Source organism: Streptomyces milbemycinicus, assembly GCF_002154605.1.
Taxonomy (GTDB): domain Bacteria; phylum Actinomycetota; class Actinomycetes; order Streptomycetales; family Streptomycetaceae; genus Streptomyces; species Streptomyces milbemycinicus.
In genome coordinates, this window is record NZ_MUNE01000131.1 from 1 (window position 1) to 13,845 (window position 13,845).

The window sequence follows — 13,845 nt, forward strand, 5'->3', positions numbered from 1 at the left end:
GGCACGAAGCTGATCCTCATCGAGCCGTTCCTCCTGCCGATCCACGGCGTCGTCGAGGTCGGTGCCGCGCTCAATCGCAAACGGGCCGGGAGCGACCCGGCGACGGGACCGTCCAGCCCCAGCCCGCCCATGAGAGTGGGGGGCAGGGGGCTCGACGGCGGTCTCAGGACCGCTTGAAGCGGTCGGGGTTGTTGTGGTCGCGGTGGCGCGGACACTGGCATGGCGGCCAGGCCTGCCCCGCCGAGTAGACGTCGCTCTTCTCTCCGGCGAGGACGGCCACGATCGCGCGCCGCGCGGTGACGATCCCGCCGTGCGCAATGGTGTAGACGCGCATCGTCATCTTCGGCCGCTCGCCCCGCCCCGGCTGGTTGTCGGCCATCAGCGGCCTCCCTCTCCCCCGACCGGCGCGAGGAGCTGGAGCAGGCTGCACAGGCTTCGCTTCACCGCGCCCAAGTGATAGGCCAGTTCTTCCGGCGCGGCGTCGGCCAGGTCGAGGGCTTCGGCTCCGGCGAGGGTCTGTCCGGCGACAATCACGACCGCGTGCTCGAGACCTTGGCGGGTGGGCTTTGCAGCCGTGATACACGCGGGGCACAGGCCCGAGTGGGGCACGGCGTGGTTGCGGGGCCCGAAGTCGCCGGGAGTGGCGCACAGCACGCACCCCGGGGACGAGAAGGGCGTGGTCCAGCCATCGGCGGTCACCTGATCACCACCATCCCGTGCGGCGCACACACCAGCTCAACCCGCGGGCGATCCTTGCTCCGCTGTTCGTCGGCCACGACGTAGGGCCGCACCATGTCGGCACTGTGGCCGTCCCGCGGACCGGAAACTGGGCGGAACGTCGCGCTGGAGGCGATCATGCACTCCGCCGCCCTGGGCCGAGCAGGCGCGTCGGGCATGCGTGCTGTGCCTGTCGTTGGCACGTGCTGGTGCTGTACTGCGGGTCGGCCGCCCGCAGTACAGGCCGCGCGGTGACGGCCCGACGGCGGTAACAACAGCAGTAGCAGGGCTTCGAAGATCCACGCGATAACGTGTGCCATGTTGTCAACCTCCATGGGGTTGATGGCCACCGCCCCCGGACGCTCCCTCCCAAGTCGCGTCGCGGGGGTCCTGCATGTGGCCGGTGGAGGTGTGGTCAGAGAGCACCCCAGCGTCATCCGATAACTGCTGGCCCGGCTCCCGACCACAACCACTGTCGTGCCCCGCCCGCAGCGCAGACAATAGATTCCACAATTAATCACCCACTCGACAAAAAATGGCACATGCCATAACGAACGCAACAACTGACACAGTGAAGCGTTGCCGTGCCATGCTGGTCATATCGCCGCGAACCAGGAGCAGTTGCCTCAGAAAGGCAGAACGATGGCGGCACCGCACAGGCCAACAGCACGACGCATCGCACTCGGCCATGAACTCCGCGAGTTACGCAAGCGGGCAAGGCTCAGCATCCAGGAAGCCGTGGAGGGATTCTCGTTCAGCGACACCAAACTGCAACGGGTCGAGACCGGGCTTCAGGACCTCCGTAGCGCGAGTGACTTGCGCAAGCTACTCGACCGCTACGGCGTCACCGACGAGGAGGAAGTGGAGAGGCTGGTGGCGGTCCAGCGGGAAGCGTCCAGCCGGGAGTGGTGGACACCTCTCGCCACGGAACTGACAGCAGGGATGCCACGGTTCCTCGGGATCGAGGCGGCGGCACAGGAGATCCGGGCCTACCACCCAACCATCATCCTGGGGTTGTTGCAGACTGAGGCATACGCCCGCACGAGGCACGTGAGCGCCAAGCCCCTCGACGAGACCACGACTGAATTCGTGGATCGGAGCGTCGAGGTGAGGATGAGGCGAAAGGAGGCCCTGACCCGCGACGAGGACCCACTGAGGCTGTGGGCCATCCTCTACGAGGCAGCGCTGCGGCACATCGTCGGCGACGCCGACCTGATGCGCGAACAGTACGAGGAGATCGCCAAGCTGGCCACACTCGACAATGTGACCGTACAGGTACTCCCCCAGAAGATGCGCGGGTACCTGTTCGAGCACAACTTCAGCATCATGCACCTCGGCGACATCATGCCGACGACAGTCCAAGTGGACACCCCATTCGGCAACGCCTCGTCCGTCTCTGACAAGCGCCGGGAGGTCGGACGGTTCTCACGGCAGTTCGAAGCCCTGTCGAGGTCCGCCCTGCCTCCCGAGGACACGCCGAAGTTCCTGAACCAACTATCCCGAGAGATCACCGCATGCCCACCAGCGCCCGCCCCCTGATAGCCCGAGACCTCGTCCACGCCGACTGGTTCAAGTCCTCCTACAGCGGCAACGGCAACAACTGCGTGGAGGTCGCAGACCTGTTGACGTCCCCCTACCGCGCGATCGCGATCCGCGACTCAAAGGACCCGAACGGCCCGGCGCTCCGGGTGTCGCCGGCCGGTTGGGCGTCCTTCGTTACCGCCGTCGCCGATGGAGAACTGCCCTCCACCTGACCCGCGCAAGTAGCGCGCATGAACGGCGGCCCCTGTGCTCACAGGGGCCGCCGTCACTCGTGGGGATGGGAGAAGACCGGCCTGCCGATGGCCGCCGCCTTCGCCGACCTACTCGTTCAAGGAGACAACCCCGGATGACGCCCGAAACCGCACCTGAACGGCGCGCCCTCGCAGACCGGCTCCAGGAAGCCGGAGTCCTCGTCCACCCGAAGTGGCGCGCGGCGGTCGAGGCCGTGCCGCGTGAGCCGTTCCTCCAGCCCGGCGTGTTCCTGCCCGCCGACGGTGGGCGCTGGCGGCCCGTGACAGCGCTCGGCACCGACCCCGGGGAATGGACCAAGATCGCCTACCGCGATGAGTCTCTGGTGACACAGCTGGACGGGCACCTCACCGCCGACCAGACCGCCGAGCCCGTCCCCGGCGTGCCCACGTCGTCGTCCACCACGCCCGTGACGGTCGTCGGCATGATCGAGACCCTGGACGTCGAGGACGGTCACACCGCGCTGGAGATCGGCACCGGCACCGGCTACTCCACCGCCCTGATGTGCCACCGGCTCGGCGAGGACAACGTCACTACGGTCGAGGTGGACCCGGGCGTGGCCGCCCGCGCGGATGCCGCCGTGGAAGCCGCCGGATACTCGACATGGACCCTGACCGGTGACGGGCTCCTGGGCCACCCGCGCCGCGCTCCCTACGACCGTGTCATCGCCACGTGCGCGGTACGCCGCATCCCCCACACCTGGGTACGCCAGACCGAGCCGGGCGGCGTCATCCTCACCACCCTCGCCCCCGGCTCGTGGGCGTACGGCACCGGCCTCGCCAAGGTCACCGTGAACGAGGCCGGCACGGCCGAAGGGCTGATCATCGGGGAGTCGTCGTTCATGCAGGCCCGCTCCCAGGCCACCGCAGCACTCGCCGGGGACCTGTCGGCGCGCACCGCCTACGCCGACAGCGAGCGCGCGGCGAAGGTCTCGCCGACGCTGCTGGAGGAGTGGATGCCCGCCTTCCTCGCCCAGCTCGCCGCGCCTGGCGCCCAGCTCGTACGCGCCACTCGGAGCGATGGCAGTCGGCAGCTCTTCGTGTTCGACGCCGACCGCGAATCCTTCGCCGCGTTCACCGAGAACGGCTCCGGCTGGACCGTCCGGCAAGGCGGGCCGGTGGCGCTGTGGGACGACATCGAGCAGGCGCTGATCGCCTGGCAGGACGCCGGACGCCCGGACATCAGCACTGTGCGGCTCCGCGTCACCCCCCGCTCCCACACGTACTGGATCGGTGACGGCCCCACGTTGCGCTGGGAACACCGCCTTGTCTGAACCCAGCGAGACAAGAGCCCCGCGAATGTGCGTAACGCGGCCATGGTGCTCGCCCGCCATGAGCGAGATTCCCTCCGGCGACCCGGCCGCCGAGGCTCACGGCAACCTCGCCGAAGCAGATCGGTGACTCCGGCCGAGCATCTGGAGGTGTCACCAGGTCGTCATGTCACGGCCAGGTGGCTGCGGTGGTGCCGTGGGGTCTCGGCCTCGTCGAGCAGGACGAGAGCGAAGTCCGCGTAGGAGATGCGCGCCGCGAGGTCACCGTGTTCGCGGATCTCGTAGTGGCCGGTGCGCTCCCCCTCATGGTCGAAGTCGCCGGCTGGGCTGACATACGCCCAGTCCAGCGCGGCGCCTTCGGCCCGAAGCACCTCGAGCCCGTCGGCGTGGGCCAGGCAGAAGGGCCGGAACTCGGCGGGGAAACCGGGCATGTCCAGCAGGCGGGTCCCGTCGGGGCCGGGCAGTAGCGTTGCGATCCCAACCGTGACGAGCCTGTCCACCCCCGCCTGCCGCAGGCCCTTGATGAGGGCATGTGCGGCGCTGGTGAAGAATGCCCTCGGGTCGGTTACCGCCGCCGCATTGATCGCGGCGTCATGCCCGGCCGCGAGGGCGGCGACATCCGCCACGTCGGTGACATCCCCGGCGGCGATCCGTACGCCGCCGTCCGCCAAGCCGCCGTAGCGGGACGGGTCGCGGACCACCGCGGTGACCTGGTGTCCACGCCGACGCGCTTCAGCGACAGCCTGCCGGCCGGCCCGGCCACCGGCCCCGAAAATCACGAACCTACCCATCGTCGGAATACCTCCCGTTGAATCGATGCTCCGGAAGGTATCCGCAAGGGCAGTTACCTCCTGGATACCGAGGCCGGCTACCGGCCCCAGCCGACGGGCAGGAGAGAGACCATGACACGCCGCCAGCCGCTGCCTCCGGACATGTTCGACGAACTGTGTCCGTCCTCGCTGTTGCCATTCCGCTTCGGCGACAAGTGGGCAGCTCTGGTCATTCGCTGCCTGGAAGACGGTCCCCGCCGGTTCTCCGAGCTGCGCGTGCCACTGCACCGCGTCACCCCGAAGGTGCTCACACAGTCACTACGTGGCCTGGAGCGGGGCGGGCTCGTCTCACGCACGGTGCACGCCGACCCGAAACTCGGGGTGGAGTACGCGCTGACGCAGTTGGGTCGCAGCATGTTGGAGCCGCTGGATTCCGCATGCGCGTGGGCAGCGGAGCACTGGGACGAGCTACTTGATGCACGGGACAGGTCGTAGCGGGGGCGCGCTGGGTACCGCGGTCTTATACGGTCAGGCGGCGGATAACGCGACGAAGGCCCCGCGGTCTGCTGACCGCGAGGCCCTCGTCGTACATGGGATGAGTGGAGATGGCGGGAATCGAACCCGCGTCCAACGGTGTGGAACCAGGACTTCTCCGAGCGCAGTCCGCTGTGATTTTCTCAGCCCCGGAGATCACGCGGACAAGTCTCCGACGGGCTCAGCCACTGTTTGATGTCCCACCAGGCCCCGTGACCGGGTCTAGTGGTTTAGTCCCCTAGCTGATGCCAGGATCCGGGTCGGGAACAGCCCCGGGCTGACACTTCGCAAGTCGCTACTTAGGCAGCGAGGGCGAAGGAATCGCGCTTGGTGTTGGCGATTATAGGTTTCGGCATATGGTTTACGAGATCATTGCCGCTTCCTCGGCTCGCTTCCCCTGCTTCGACAGCCGCTGTCGAAACCGATCATCCCCATGTGGTGTTATCAAGGTGGTGCCGCACCCCTCTACCGGGAGTGCAGCCCCATCGTACGTGAACAACGCACGGCAGTGCCAGCGTATTCCCGCCGGTCAGGCCCGCTGACGCCGGCGCGCCGCGGAGATCGCCCGGTCGGACTCGCGCCGGTCCTGCTTCTCGCGCAGGGTCTGCCGCTTGTCGTACTCCTTCTTGCCCTTGGCCAGGGCGATCTCGACCTTGGCCCGGCCGTCCTTGAAGTACAGCGCCAGCGGGACCAGGGTGTGGCCGGTCTCCTGGGTCTTGACGATCAGCTTGTCGATCTCCGCGCGGTGGAGCAACATCTTCCGCTTGCGGCGGGCGGAGTGGTTGGTCCACGTCCCTTGGCTGTACTCCGGAATGTGCACGTTGTGCAGCCACGCCTCGCCGCCGTCGAGCTGCGCGAAGCCGTCCACCAGCGAGGCCCGACCCTGCCGCAGCGACTTGACCTCCGTGCCGGTCAGCACCAGACCGGCCTCGTAGGTGTCGAGGATGTGGTAGTCGTGCCGCGCCTTCTTGTTCTGCGCGATCAGCTTGCGCCCCGTCTCTTTAGCCATAGCGCTGTCATTCTCGCACTATGACCCGCCCCCGAGGCCACTCAATACTGTCCGCGCGCGCGTTTCGGCGCTCTTCTCGTCGTCGCCGCGTACGGACAGGTCGGGGGTGATGCCCTTGCCGTCGACGCCGCGCCCGGTGGGGGTGCGGTAGTGGCCGACGGTGAGCTCGGCGACCGAGCCGTCGGGAAGCTCGCTGGGCATCTGGACGGAGCCCTTGCCGAAGGTCCGGGAGCCGACGACCACGGCCCGGCGGCGGTCCTGGAGGGCGCCGGTGAGCATTTCGGCGGCGCTCATGGTGCCGCCGTCGACGAGGACGACGAGGGGGGAGTCGGTGTCGCCGCCGCGCCGGGCCTCGAGCACCCGCTGCTTCCCCCGTATGTCGTACGTGGCGACCAGCCCGCCGTCGAGGAAGGTGGAGGCGGTGGTGACGGCCTCGGAGACCAGGCCGCCGGAGTTGCCGCGCAGGTCGAGCAGGATGCCCTGGCCCTCGGGGATGGCCCGCACGGCGCGGCGGACCTGGTCGCCCGAGCCCCGGGTGAAGGCCTCGACCTTGATCCGGACGGCGGCGGGGTGCTGATCGGTGAGGCGGTCGACGGTCACCGGCTCGGTGGCCAGCCGCGCCCGCCGCAGGGTCTGCCGCCAGCTGTGCTCGCCGCGCTGCAGCCCGACCTCGACCCGGCTGCCCACGGCCTCGTCCGCGCCGCCGCGCAGCCAGGACACCACCTGGGTGACGGGGCGGCCGGTCGTCGTCCGGCCGTCGACGGTACGCAGCCGGTCACCGGCTCGGATGCCGGCCTTCGCGGCGGGGCTGCCGGGCTGGACGCGGTCCACCGCGATCCGGCCGCCGGTGCTCAGGCGGGCGGAGATCCCCACGCCCACGTACTCGCCGTCGAGATTGCGGCGGAAGCCCTCGTACTCGCGGGCGCTGTAGACCGCGCCCCATCGGTCGCCGCTGCGGCTGACCACTTCCCGGGCGGCCTTGGAGCCGGACTTGCCGTCCTCCTCGGCCTGTGCGGCGGCTGCCTTGACCTCGTCGCTCTCGACGGTGCTCGATACCGAACGGGACACTATCCGGGCGTCGGCCGGGTCCCGGCCGTCCTCGGCCTCGGCGCCCCAGGAGCCGACGGCGGCTCCCGTGGCCAGCACGCTCACGAAGACCACCGTCAGGGCGGCCCCACGGCGAATGCGGCGGGGCGGGACGAACAAACACGGGCCCGACATGCCGGTGAGTGTAGGGCAACACAGGGCGCCGTACCGGAGGTTGTGAGGTACGGCGCCCTGGACGAATGTCACACCTTGAGGTACTTGCGGAGCGCGAAGAACGCCGCGAAGGCGGGCATCAGCAGACCGATCGCCAGCACCAGCGGCAGCTTGGCCAGCACCGCGTCCCAGCCGATGAAGTTGATCACGTCGATCCGGTTCGCCAGCCAGTTGTTGACCAGGAAGTACTGTCCGCTCACCAGCAGCACACAGGCGAAGCCCGCGCCCAGCAGACCCGCGATGGCGGCCTCCATGATGAACGGCATCTGGATATAGAAGCTGGACGCGCCGACCAGCCGCATGATCCCGGTCTCCCGGCGGCGGGAGAACGCCGACACCCGCACCGTGTTGACGATCAGCATCAGCGCGACGATCAGCATGAGCGACATCACCCCCAGCGCCGCGTAGTTCATGCCGTTGAGGAGGTTGAAGAGGTCGTCGACCAGCTTCTGCTGGTCCTGGACCTCCTGCACCCCGGGGCGGCCGGCGAAGGCGGTGGTGATCACCTTGTACTTCTCGGGGTCCTTGAGCTTGATCCGGAAGGACTCCTGCATCTGGTCCGGGGTCAGCGAGTTGGCCAGCGGCGAGTCGCCGAACTGCTCCTTGTAGTGCTTGTACGCCTGCTCCGAGGTCTCGAACTGGACGCTCTCCACGATGCTCATCTGCTTGAGCTCGGAGCGGATCTCGTTCCTCTGCGCGTCGGTGACGGCGCCCTTGGAGCAGTTGGGCGAGGTCTCCTTGTCCTGCTTGTTGCACAGGAAGACGGAGACGTTGACCTTGTCGTACCAGTAACCCTTCATCGTGCTCACCTGCTCGCGCATGAGCAGGGACCCGCCGAACAGGGCGAGCGAAAGGGCGACAGACACGATCACCGCGAAGGTCATGGTGAGATTGCGGCGGAGACCGACGCCGATCTCCGACAGGACGAACTGGGCGCGCATGGCGTCCTTTCAGTGCTGGTAGCCGTAAACGCCGCGGGACTGGTCGCGTACGAGACGGCCCTTTTCAAGTTCGATCACGCGCTTGCGCATCTGGTCGACGATCTGCTGGTCGTGAGTGGCCATCACGACCGTGGTCCCGGTCCTGTTGATCCGGTCCAGCAGCTTCATGATGCCGACGGAGGTCTGCGGGTCCAGGTTTCCGGTCGGCTCGTCGGCGATCAGCAGCAGCGGCCGGTTGACGAACGCACGGGCGATGGCGACGCGCTGCTGCTCACCGCCGGAGAGCTCGCCAGGCATACGGTCTTCTTTTCCGCCCAGTCCCACCAGGTCGAGCACTTCGGGGACGGTCTTACGGATGGCGCCGCGCGGCTTGCCGATCACCTCCAGCGCGAAGGCCACATTCTCCCCGACCGTCTTGTTGGGGAGCAGCCGGAAGTCCTGGAAAACCGTGCCCAGCTGGCGGCGCATCTGCGGCACCTTCCAGTTGGACAGCCGCGCCAGGTCCTTGCCCAGCACATGGACCGCGCCATGGCTGGCGCGTTCCTCGCGCAGCAACAGCCGGAGAAAGGTGGATTTGCCCGACCCCGAGGAGCCCACCAAAAAGACGAACTCCCCCTTCTCGATCTCGAGCGAAACATCCCGGAGTGCAGGACGGTTCTGCTTGGGGTAGGTCTTGGATACGTTGTCGAATCGGATCACTGAAGCACCACGGTCGACCTGGATAGGGGTACGGGTGGCCGCGAGGGCTCCCGTCGGTGTGCGTGACCATACGCGAACCGCGCGCGAGCTCGCAGTCGCCGTTCGGGGTTGGTGCCCTTATTCACGGCACTATTGGGGGCAAACGGTTGACAACCCGCCCCGCCGAGCTGTCCGAAACAGCCACGGAACCGGTACGGATGCGGTACGGAATCGTGCGGGGCGCGCCGAACCGGGCGGAAGCTGGCACAGTGGAAGGGGAACCAACACATTGCCCAGAGCGTTGGCCCCGTGTCTACTGCGGCATCGCCGCGCGGGAGGAGAAGAGCGCATGACGTATGACAGGCTTGTCTGCGCCAACTGCGCGAGCCCCGTCAGCGAGGGCCGGTGCCCGGTCTGCCGGGCCAGCAGGGAGCGTCTGCAGCAGGCCGGCGGCTTCGGCGGGCTGACGCCGACCGCCCTGATAGCACTGCTGGTGGCGCTGATCGCGGTGGCTCTGCTCGCCCACCAGGTCGCCACGGTGTAACGGACCGTAGCGGCTCATAGCGAACCATAGCGCCATGTCGAGCGGCGCTGTACGCACGGTGACGGTCGACTCGCGATTCACGCGATGTGTTTCATTTCTCACACGCACAAGCACGCATAAGCGCGCATAAGCGCGCATAAGCACGCACGAGGGGCCCGGAGTGACGCCGCACTCCGGGCCCCTTCGCGTCGCTGTACCGCCCCCGGTCCGGCCGGGTGCGTGATCAGGCCGCGGTGTTGCGGTTGACCAGACGCGGCATGAGGCGGAAGCCAATGCCGCCCGCGATCATCGTCGCGGCGCCGATCAGCAGGAAGGTGGTCTCGGAGGCACCGGTCTCGGCCAGCTCCTCCTTCTTGGCCAGCGCCTCCTTGGGCTTGCTCTGCTCGACCGGCTTGCTGCCGGCGCTGTCGGTGTCGGTGTTGTCCTGGCACTCGGTGCCGTCGAGCTCCACCGTGCAGGTGTTGGAGTCGTCGCCGCCACCACCGCCGGTGCCGGGCGACTTGGTCGGCTCGGCGGTCGGCTTGCCGGTGGGCTTGCCCGTCGGCTCGCCGGTCGGCGGCTGCGTCGGGTCGCCCGTCGGCGGGTTGGTCGTCGGCGGGTTGGTGGTCGGGTCGTCCGTCGGCGGGTTCGTCGTCGGCGGGTTGGTGGTCGGCTCGTCCGTCGGGGTCGGCTCGCCCGTCGGGATCGACGTCGGGTCGCCCGTCGGGTCCTCGGTCGGGCCGTCGACACCGACGCCGATGCCGACGCCCTTGTCGTCAGCCTTGACCGAGGCCTCCACGCCGCCGATGCCGACGTCGATACCCACAGCCGATGCGGCACCCGCCGCCGTCAGCGAGGCGCCGGCGGCGATCACGGCGCTCGCCGCGATCCGCGCGACGCGCAGCCGCGTCTTCTTCGTCATCTGCCTGCTACCCCCAGTAGCTGTACTCGTCAATGGAGCAGCTATGCACAAGGCAACGGTCTGCGGGGGGTTCTGATCCGCGGGACCGGCCACACAAGGCAGTCCGCGAGCCCCCGTTCACACGCGCCCCAGTCATACGCATGCCGCGCGTCAGCTTTCCCACTTTTCATATGACCGTCAAGGTCATTGCGCACGACATGTCCGCTATGGAGGTGGTTGGCGGATGCATGGGTACAGGACTGTGACCAACCGGCCGTCAAGTCATGGGCAGGCGGCGTGGGCAGACGGCCGTCAGGCCGCGGGCAGGGCCTTGCCCTACTTCTGCTGCTCCTGCTGCTTGCGCCAGCGGATCCCCGCCTCCAAGAAGCCGTCCAGCTCGCCGTCGAGCACCGCCTGGGGGTTGCCGACCTCGAACTCCGTCCGCAGGTCCTTGACCATCTGGTACGGGTGCAGGACGTACGAACGCATCTGGTTGCCCCAGGAATTGCCGCCGTCGCCCTTGAGCGCGTCCATCTTGGCCTGCTCCTCCTGGCGGCGCCGCTCGAGCAGCTTGGCCTGGAGCACGTTCATCGCGGACGCCTTGTTCTGGATCTGCGAGCGCTCGTTCTGGCAGGAGACCACGATGCCGGTCGGGATGTGGGTCAAGCGCACTGCGGAGTCAGTGGTGTTGACGCCCTGGCCGCCGGGGCCCGAGGAGCGGTAGACGTCGATGCGCAGCTCGGACTCGTCGATCTCGATGTGGTCGGTCTTCTCGACGACGGGCAGCACCTCGACGCCCGCGAAGGACGTCTGGCGGCGGCCCTGGTTGTCGAACGGCGAGATACGCACCAGGCGGTGGGTGCCCTGCTCGACGGAGAGGGTGCCGTACGCGTACGGGATCTGGACGGCGAAGGTGGTCGACTTGATGCCGGCCTCTTCCGCGTACGAGGTGTCGTACACCTCGGTCTTGTAGCCATGGCGCTCGGCCCAGCGCAGATACATCCGCTGCAGCTGCTCGGCGAAGTCGGCGGCGTCCACGCCACCGGCCTCGGCGCGGATGTTGACAAGCGCCTCGCGGGAGTCGTACTCGCCGGACAGGAGGGTGCGCACCTCCATCTCGTCGACCGCCTTGCGCACCGAGTCCAGCTCGGCCACCGCCTCGGCGCGGGCGTCGGCGTCGTCCTCGGCGTCGGCGAGCTCGAAGAGCACTTCGAGATCGTCGATGCGGCTGCGGAGCTCCTCCGCCTTGCGCAGCTGGCCCTGCAGATAGGACAGCCGGCTGGTGATCTTCTGCGCGTTCTCCGGGTCGTCCCAGAGGGAGGGGGCCGCCGCCTGCTCCTCGAGCACGGCGATGTCGGCCCTCATCTTGTCGAGGTCCAGGACGGCCTCGATCGACCCCATGGTCGAGGAGAGGGACTTCAGCTCTTCGGATACATCGACGACTGCCACGGCACCAGCGTAACCGGCCGGACGGGCGACCGGGCGCACGGGCGGCTGACGCCCCTTTCCTGGCTCGGCCTGCCCGGCCGGGCGGGCGGCCGGGGGCCGTACCTCACGGCCGGGGCACGGGCGGGCCGGACGCAGCCCGGGGCGCTCAGCGATCGCCTGGGTTCGCGGGGGCCGAGTGTTCGCCGCCCTTGGGGGGATCGCCGTCGTCGTCGCCGCCCGACGCGAGCCAGCCGCCGATCCCCACCGCGGCCAGCAGCGCGACCGCGACCACCGCGAGCCTGACCCGGCGGCGGCGCACCGCCTCCGAGACCGGGCGGTTACGGGCCGAGCCCGCGCGGCGCTGGCCGCTGACCCGGGGGGCGCGGGCGGTGCCGTGCGGGCCGCCGGCGAGCTCGTCCGGGCTGGGCACCCGCATGCTGGTGTGCGTCTCCCGGCTGGAGTCGGGCGCCGCCCCGGGCACCAGCGGCACCGCGCCTCGGCGCCGCGGCGGCTCCTCGGCGGTCGGGGCGCGGTGCGGCGTCGGCGCCTCGTCGTACCGGCCCTCCGGCTCGGCACCGGGCTCGTCGGGCTCGTCGATGTCCAGCGGCGGGTAGCCGGCCAGCGACGGCAGCAGCTCGCGCAGCCGGGCCGCCAGCTCGGAGGCGCGCAGCCGGGAGGCCGGCGCCTTGGCGAGGCACTGCAGCAGCAGCTGCCACAGCTCGTCGGGGATGCCGGGCAGCGGCGCGACGGTCTCCGTCACATGGCGGCGCAGGATCGCGCCGGGGTGGCCGCCGCCGAAGGGGGTGAAGCCCGCCAGGAGCTCGTACAGGACCGTGGCAAGGGCGTACACGTCCACGCTGGCCCGCGGCGGCAGCCCCTCGACGATCTCGGGGGCGAGGTAGTCCGGGGTGCCGATGACGCTGCGCGGGTTCTGGACCCGGCCCTGGGCGGTGCCCTGCGGGCGCGCCCGGCGCGGCGCGTCCACGAGGCGGGCCACGCCGAAGTCGGTGAGCAGGGCCGGGTGGGAGCCGCCGGGGCCGAGCGGGCCCTGCATGTCCAGCAGGACGTTCTCCGGTTTGACGTCGCGGTGCACGATCCCGGCCGCGTGGGCCGCGGCCAGGGCGTCGGCGATGTCCGCGGCGATGGCGACCGCCGCCTCCGGGGCCAGCCGCCGCTCTCGGTCGAGTCGGGTGCGCAGATCGGTGCCGCGCACCAGGTCCATGACCAGGGCCAGGTCGTTTCCGTCGACGACGAGGTCGCGTACGCCCACCACCCGGGGGTGGTCCAGGCTCAGCAGCGCGGTGCGCTCCTGTACGAAGCGGCCGACGAGCTCCTGGTCCGAGGAGAGCTCCTCATGCAGGAGCTTGATGGCGACCGGGCCCTCGGGACCCTCGCCCAGCCACACCGTGCCGGCACTGCCGCGGCCCAGGACCTGGTTGGCGGTGTACCGGCTGCCGATCTTCCGTGACAAGACTGCTCCGACTCCTCCGACAGGGGCACGTTGGCGACAAAGCTACGCGGCTACCGGCGCGTTGGGGGCCACGGACAGCGCCAACTGTCCGCTTCTGCGCGGAAAACACCCTTCAGATGTCGACAAATCCCCTTAGTGGCGGGGCCCTTGGGCGCAGGGCCCCGTGCCGTGCAGCGGCTGGGTCAGCTGGGCCCGCCGAGCTTGGAGATCCAGTCCTTCACCTCGGTGATCCAGTCGGTGACCGCGTCCCAGTAGCTCTTGCCCTCGGCGACCCAGTCCTTGAGCGGGGTCAGCTCCCAGATCAGCCAGGAACCCACGATCAGGATCACGATCACGAACAGACAGCCCTTGAGGCACCCCATACCGGGGATCTTCATCGGGCTGGAGCTGCGCTGCCGGGGCTGGCGCGGCTCGGGCTGCTGCGGCTGCTGGGGCGGCGGCGCGTAGCGCTGGGGCTGTGGCTGCTGGGGGTGGTGCGGCGCCGGGGCGTAGTTCTGGGGCTGCTGCTGGGCGTACGGGGGCGGCTGCTGGCGCCGCTGCTGCCTCCGCGGC

General features: G+C 69.2%; 16 protein-coding genes, 1 other RNA gene and 1 pseudogene. 5 read left to right on the top strand and 13 right to left on the bottom strand.

Translation table 11 applies throughout. The features are described 5' to 3' along the window. Positions 1-163: 163 nt before the first annotated feature. Genes CCN51_RS12235 through CCN51_RS12245 form a run of 3 tightly spaced genes read right to left on the bottom strand, consistent with a single transcriptional unit; the run spans position 164 to position 1,067 of the window. The gene (locus CCN51_RS12235) at positions 164-379 is read right to left on the bottom strand and encodes a hypothetical protein (protein WP_014179110.1); all 216 of its coding nucleotides are present in this window, start codon (positions 377-379) and stop codon (positions 164-166) included. Continuing rightward, complete coding sequence (locus CCN51_RS12240) at positions 379-699, bottom strand: hypothetical protein (protein WP_014179109.1); 321 nt, start codon at positions 697-699, stop codon at positions 379-381. The genes CCN51_RS12235 and CCN51_RS12240 overlap by 1 nt, the downstream gene beginning before the upstream one ends. After that, complete coding sequence (locus CCN51_RS12245; RefSeq protein WP_078610617.1) at positions 696-1,067, bottom strand: hypothetical protein; 372 nt, start codon at positions 1,065-1,067, stop codon at positions 696-698. The genes CCN51_RS12240 and CCN51_RS12245 overlap by 4 nt, the downstream gene beginning before the upstream one ends. A gap of 292 nt (positions 1,068-1,359) precedes the next feature. Between CCN51_RS12245 and CCN51_RS12250 the strand changes: the two genes are divergently transcribed. The 3 genes from CCN51_RS12250 to tgmC all read left to right on the top strand — a co-directional run bounded on the left by CCN51_RS12250 (position 1,360) and on the right by tgmC (position 3,781). Further along, complete coding sequence (locus tag CCN51_RS12250; RefSeq protein WP_078610616.1) at positions 1,360-2,256, top strand: helix-turn-helix domain-containing protein; 897 nt, start codon at positions 1,360-1,362, stop codon at positions 2,254-2,256. Continuing rightward, positions 2,232-2,471: a DUF397 domain-containing protein gene (locus CCN51_RS12255; RefSeq protein WP_014179106.1), complete on the top strand. Its 240-nt coding sequence runs from the start codon at positions 2,232-2,234 to the stop codon at positions 2,469-2,471. The genes CCN51_RS12250 and CCN51_RS12255 overlap by 25 nt, the downstream gene beginning before the upstream one ends. Positions 2,472-2,605: 134 nt before the next feature. Beyond that, positions 2,606-3,781, top strand: coding sequence for an ATP-grasp peptide maturase system methyltransferase (tgmC, locus tag CCN51_RS12260; RefSeq protein WP_014179105.1), 1,176 nt, complete (start codon positions 2,606-2,608; stop codon positions 3,779-3,781). 161 nt (positions 3,782-3,942) lie between these two features. Here the strand turns inward: tgmC and CCN51_RS12265 are convergent, their stop codons facing one another. After that, complete coding sequence (locus CCN51_RS12265; protein ID WP_043487486.1) at positions 3,943-4,569, bottom strand: NAD(P)-dependent oxidoreductase; 627 nt, start codon at positions 4,567-4,569, stop codon at positions 3,943-3,945. A 111-nt stretch (positions 4,570-4,680) separates the two neighbouring features. On the opposite strand from CCN51_RS12265, the gene CCN51_RS12270 reads away from it, so the two are divergent. Further along, entirely contained in the window at positions 4,681-5,043 is a 363-nt protein-coding gene (locus tag CCN51_RS12270; protein WP_014179103.1) for a winged helix-turn-helix transcriptional regulator, read from the top strand. 102 nt (positions 5,044-5,145) lie between these two features. Here the strand turns inward: CCN51_RS12270 and ssrA are convergent. The 5 genes from ssrA to ftsE all read right to left on the bottom strand — a co-directional run bounded on the left by ssrA (position 5,146) and on the right by ftsE (position 8,991). Continuing rightward, positions 5,146-5,515, bottom strand: a transfer-messenger RNA (tmRNA) gene (gene ssrA, locus CCN51_RS12275). 96 nt (positions 5,516-5,611) lie between these two features. Beyond that, positions 5,612-6,091 carry an SsrA-binding protein SmpB gene (gene smpB, locus CCN51_RS12280; RefSeq protein ID WP_014179102.1) on the bottom strand — a complete coding sequence of 160 codons (480 nt, stop codon included), beginning with the start codon at positions 6,089-6,091 and terminating at the stop codon, positions 5,612-5,614. A gap of 18 nt (positions 6,092-6,109) precedes the next feature. Further along, positions 6,110-7,312: a S41 family peptidase gene (locus CCN51_RS12285; RefSeq protein WP_043487484.1), complete on the bottom strand. Its 1,203-nt coding sequence runs from the start codon at positions 7,310-7,312 to the stop codon at positions 6,110-6,112. A 68-nt stretch (positions 7,313-7,380) separates the two neighbouring features. Further along, positions 7,381-8,292 (bottom strand): permease-like cell division protein FtsX, encoded by a 912-nt coding sequence (gene ftsX, locus CCN51_RS12290; protein ID WP_014179100.1) that lies wholly within the window; start codon positions 8,290-8,292, stop codon positions 7,381-7,383. A 9-nt stretch (positions 8,293-8,301) separates the two neighbouring features. After that, complete coding sequence (gene ftsE / locus CCN51_RS12295; protein WP_014179099.1) at positions 8,302-8,991, bottom strand: cell division ATP-binding protein FtsE; 690 nt, start codon at positions 8,989-8,991, stop codon at positions 8,302-8,304. A gap of 328 nt (positions 8,992-9,319) precedes the next feature. Here ftsE and CCN51_RS12300 point away from each other — a divergent pair, with 328 nt between their 5' ends. Then, positions 9,320-9,514, top strand: coding sequence for a hypothetical protein (locus CCN51_RS12300; protein ID WP_014179098.1), 195 nt, complete (start codon positions 9,320-9,322; stop codon positions 9,512-9,514). Between the two features lie 223 nt (positions 9,515-9,737). Here the strand turns inward: CCN51_RS12300 and CCN51_RS12305 are convergent, their stop codons facing one another. From CCN51_RS12305 to CCN51_RS12320, 4 genes and pseudogenes are all read right to left on the bottom strand, one after another. Next, on the bottom strand, positions 9,738-10,415 hold the full coding sequence (locus CCN51_RS12305; RefSeq protein ID WP_014179097.1) for a hypothetical protein: 678 nt from the start codon (positions 10,413-10,415) through the stop codon (positions 9,738-9,740). 315 nt (positions 10,416-10,730) lie between these two features. Next, positions 10,731-11,843: a peptide chain release factor 2 gene (prfB, locus tag CCN51_RS12310; RefSeq protein ID WP_043491339.1), complete on the bottom strand. Its 1,113-nt coding sequence runs from the start codon at positions 11,841-11,843 to the stop codon at positions 10,731-10,733. A gap of 145 nt (positions 11,844-11,988) precedes the next feature. After that, a complete protein-coding gene (locus tag CCN51_RS12315) occupies positions 11,989-13,293 on the bottom strand; it encodes a serine/threonine-protein kinase (RefSeq protein ID WP_014179095.1) in 1,305 nt (434 codons plus the stop codon). A 182-nt stretch (positions 13,294-13,475) separates the two neighbouring features. After that, positions 13,476-13,845, bottom strand: a pseudogene (locus tag CCN51_RS12320) (serine/threonine protein kinase); the annotation flags it as partial.

Coding starts and splice junctions, on each gene's coding strand:
- CCN51_RS12235 (WP_014179110.1), bottom strand. CDS start 379: ATGGCCGACAACCAGCCGGGGCGGGGCGAGCGGCCGAAGATGACGATG.
- CCN51_RS12250 (WP_078610616.1), top strand. CDS start 1,360: ATGGCGGCACCGCACAGGCCAACAGCACGACGCATCGCACTCGGCCAT.
- CCN51_RS12255 (WP_014179106.1), top strand. CDS start 2,232: ATGCCCACCAGCGCCCGCCCCCTGATAGCCCGAGACCTCGTCCACGCC.
- tgmC (WP_014179105.1), top strand. CDS start 2,606: ATGACGCCCGAAACCGCACCTGAACGGCGCGCCCTCGCAGACCGGCTC.
- CCN51_RS12265 (WP_043487486.1), bottom strand. CDS start 4,569: ATGGGTAGGTTCGTGATTTTCGGGGCCGGTGGCCGGGCCGGCCGGCAG.
- CCN51_RS12270 (WP_014179103.1), top strand. CDS start 4,681: ATGACACGCCGCCAGCCGCTGCCTCCGGACATGTTCGACGAACTGTGT.
- smpB (WP_014179102.1), bottom strand. CDS start 6,091: ATGGCTAAAGAGACGGGGCGCAAGCTGATCGCGCAGAACAAGAAGGCG.
- CCN51_RS12285 (WP_043487484.1), bottom strand. CDS start 7,312: ATGTCGGGCCCGTGTTTGTTCGTCCCGCCCCGCCGCATTCGCCGTGGG.
- ftsX (WP_014179100.1), bottom strand. CDS start 8,292: ATGCGCGCCCAGTTCGTCCTGTCGGAGATCGGCGTCGGTCTCCGCCGC.
- CCN51_RS12300 (WP_014179098.1), top strand. CDS start 9,320: ATGACGTATGACAGGCTTGTCTGCGCCAACTGCGCGAGCCCCGTCAGC.
- CCN51_RS12305 (WP_014179097.1), bottom strand. CDS start 10,415: ATGACGAAGAAGACGCGGCTGCGCGTCGCGCGGATCGCGGCGAGCGCC.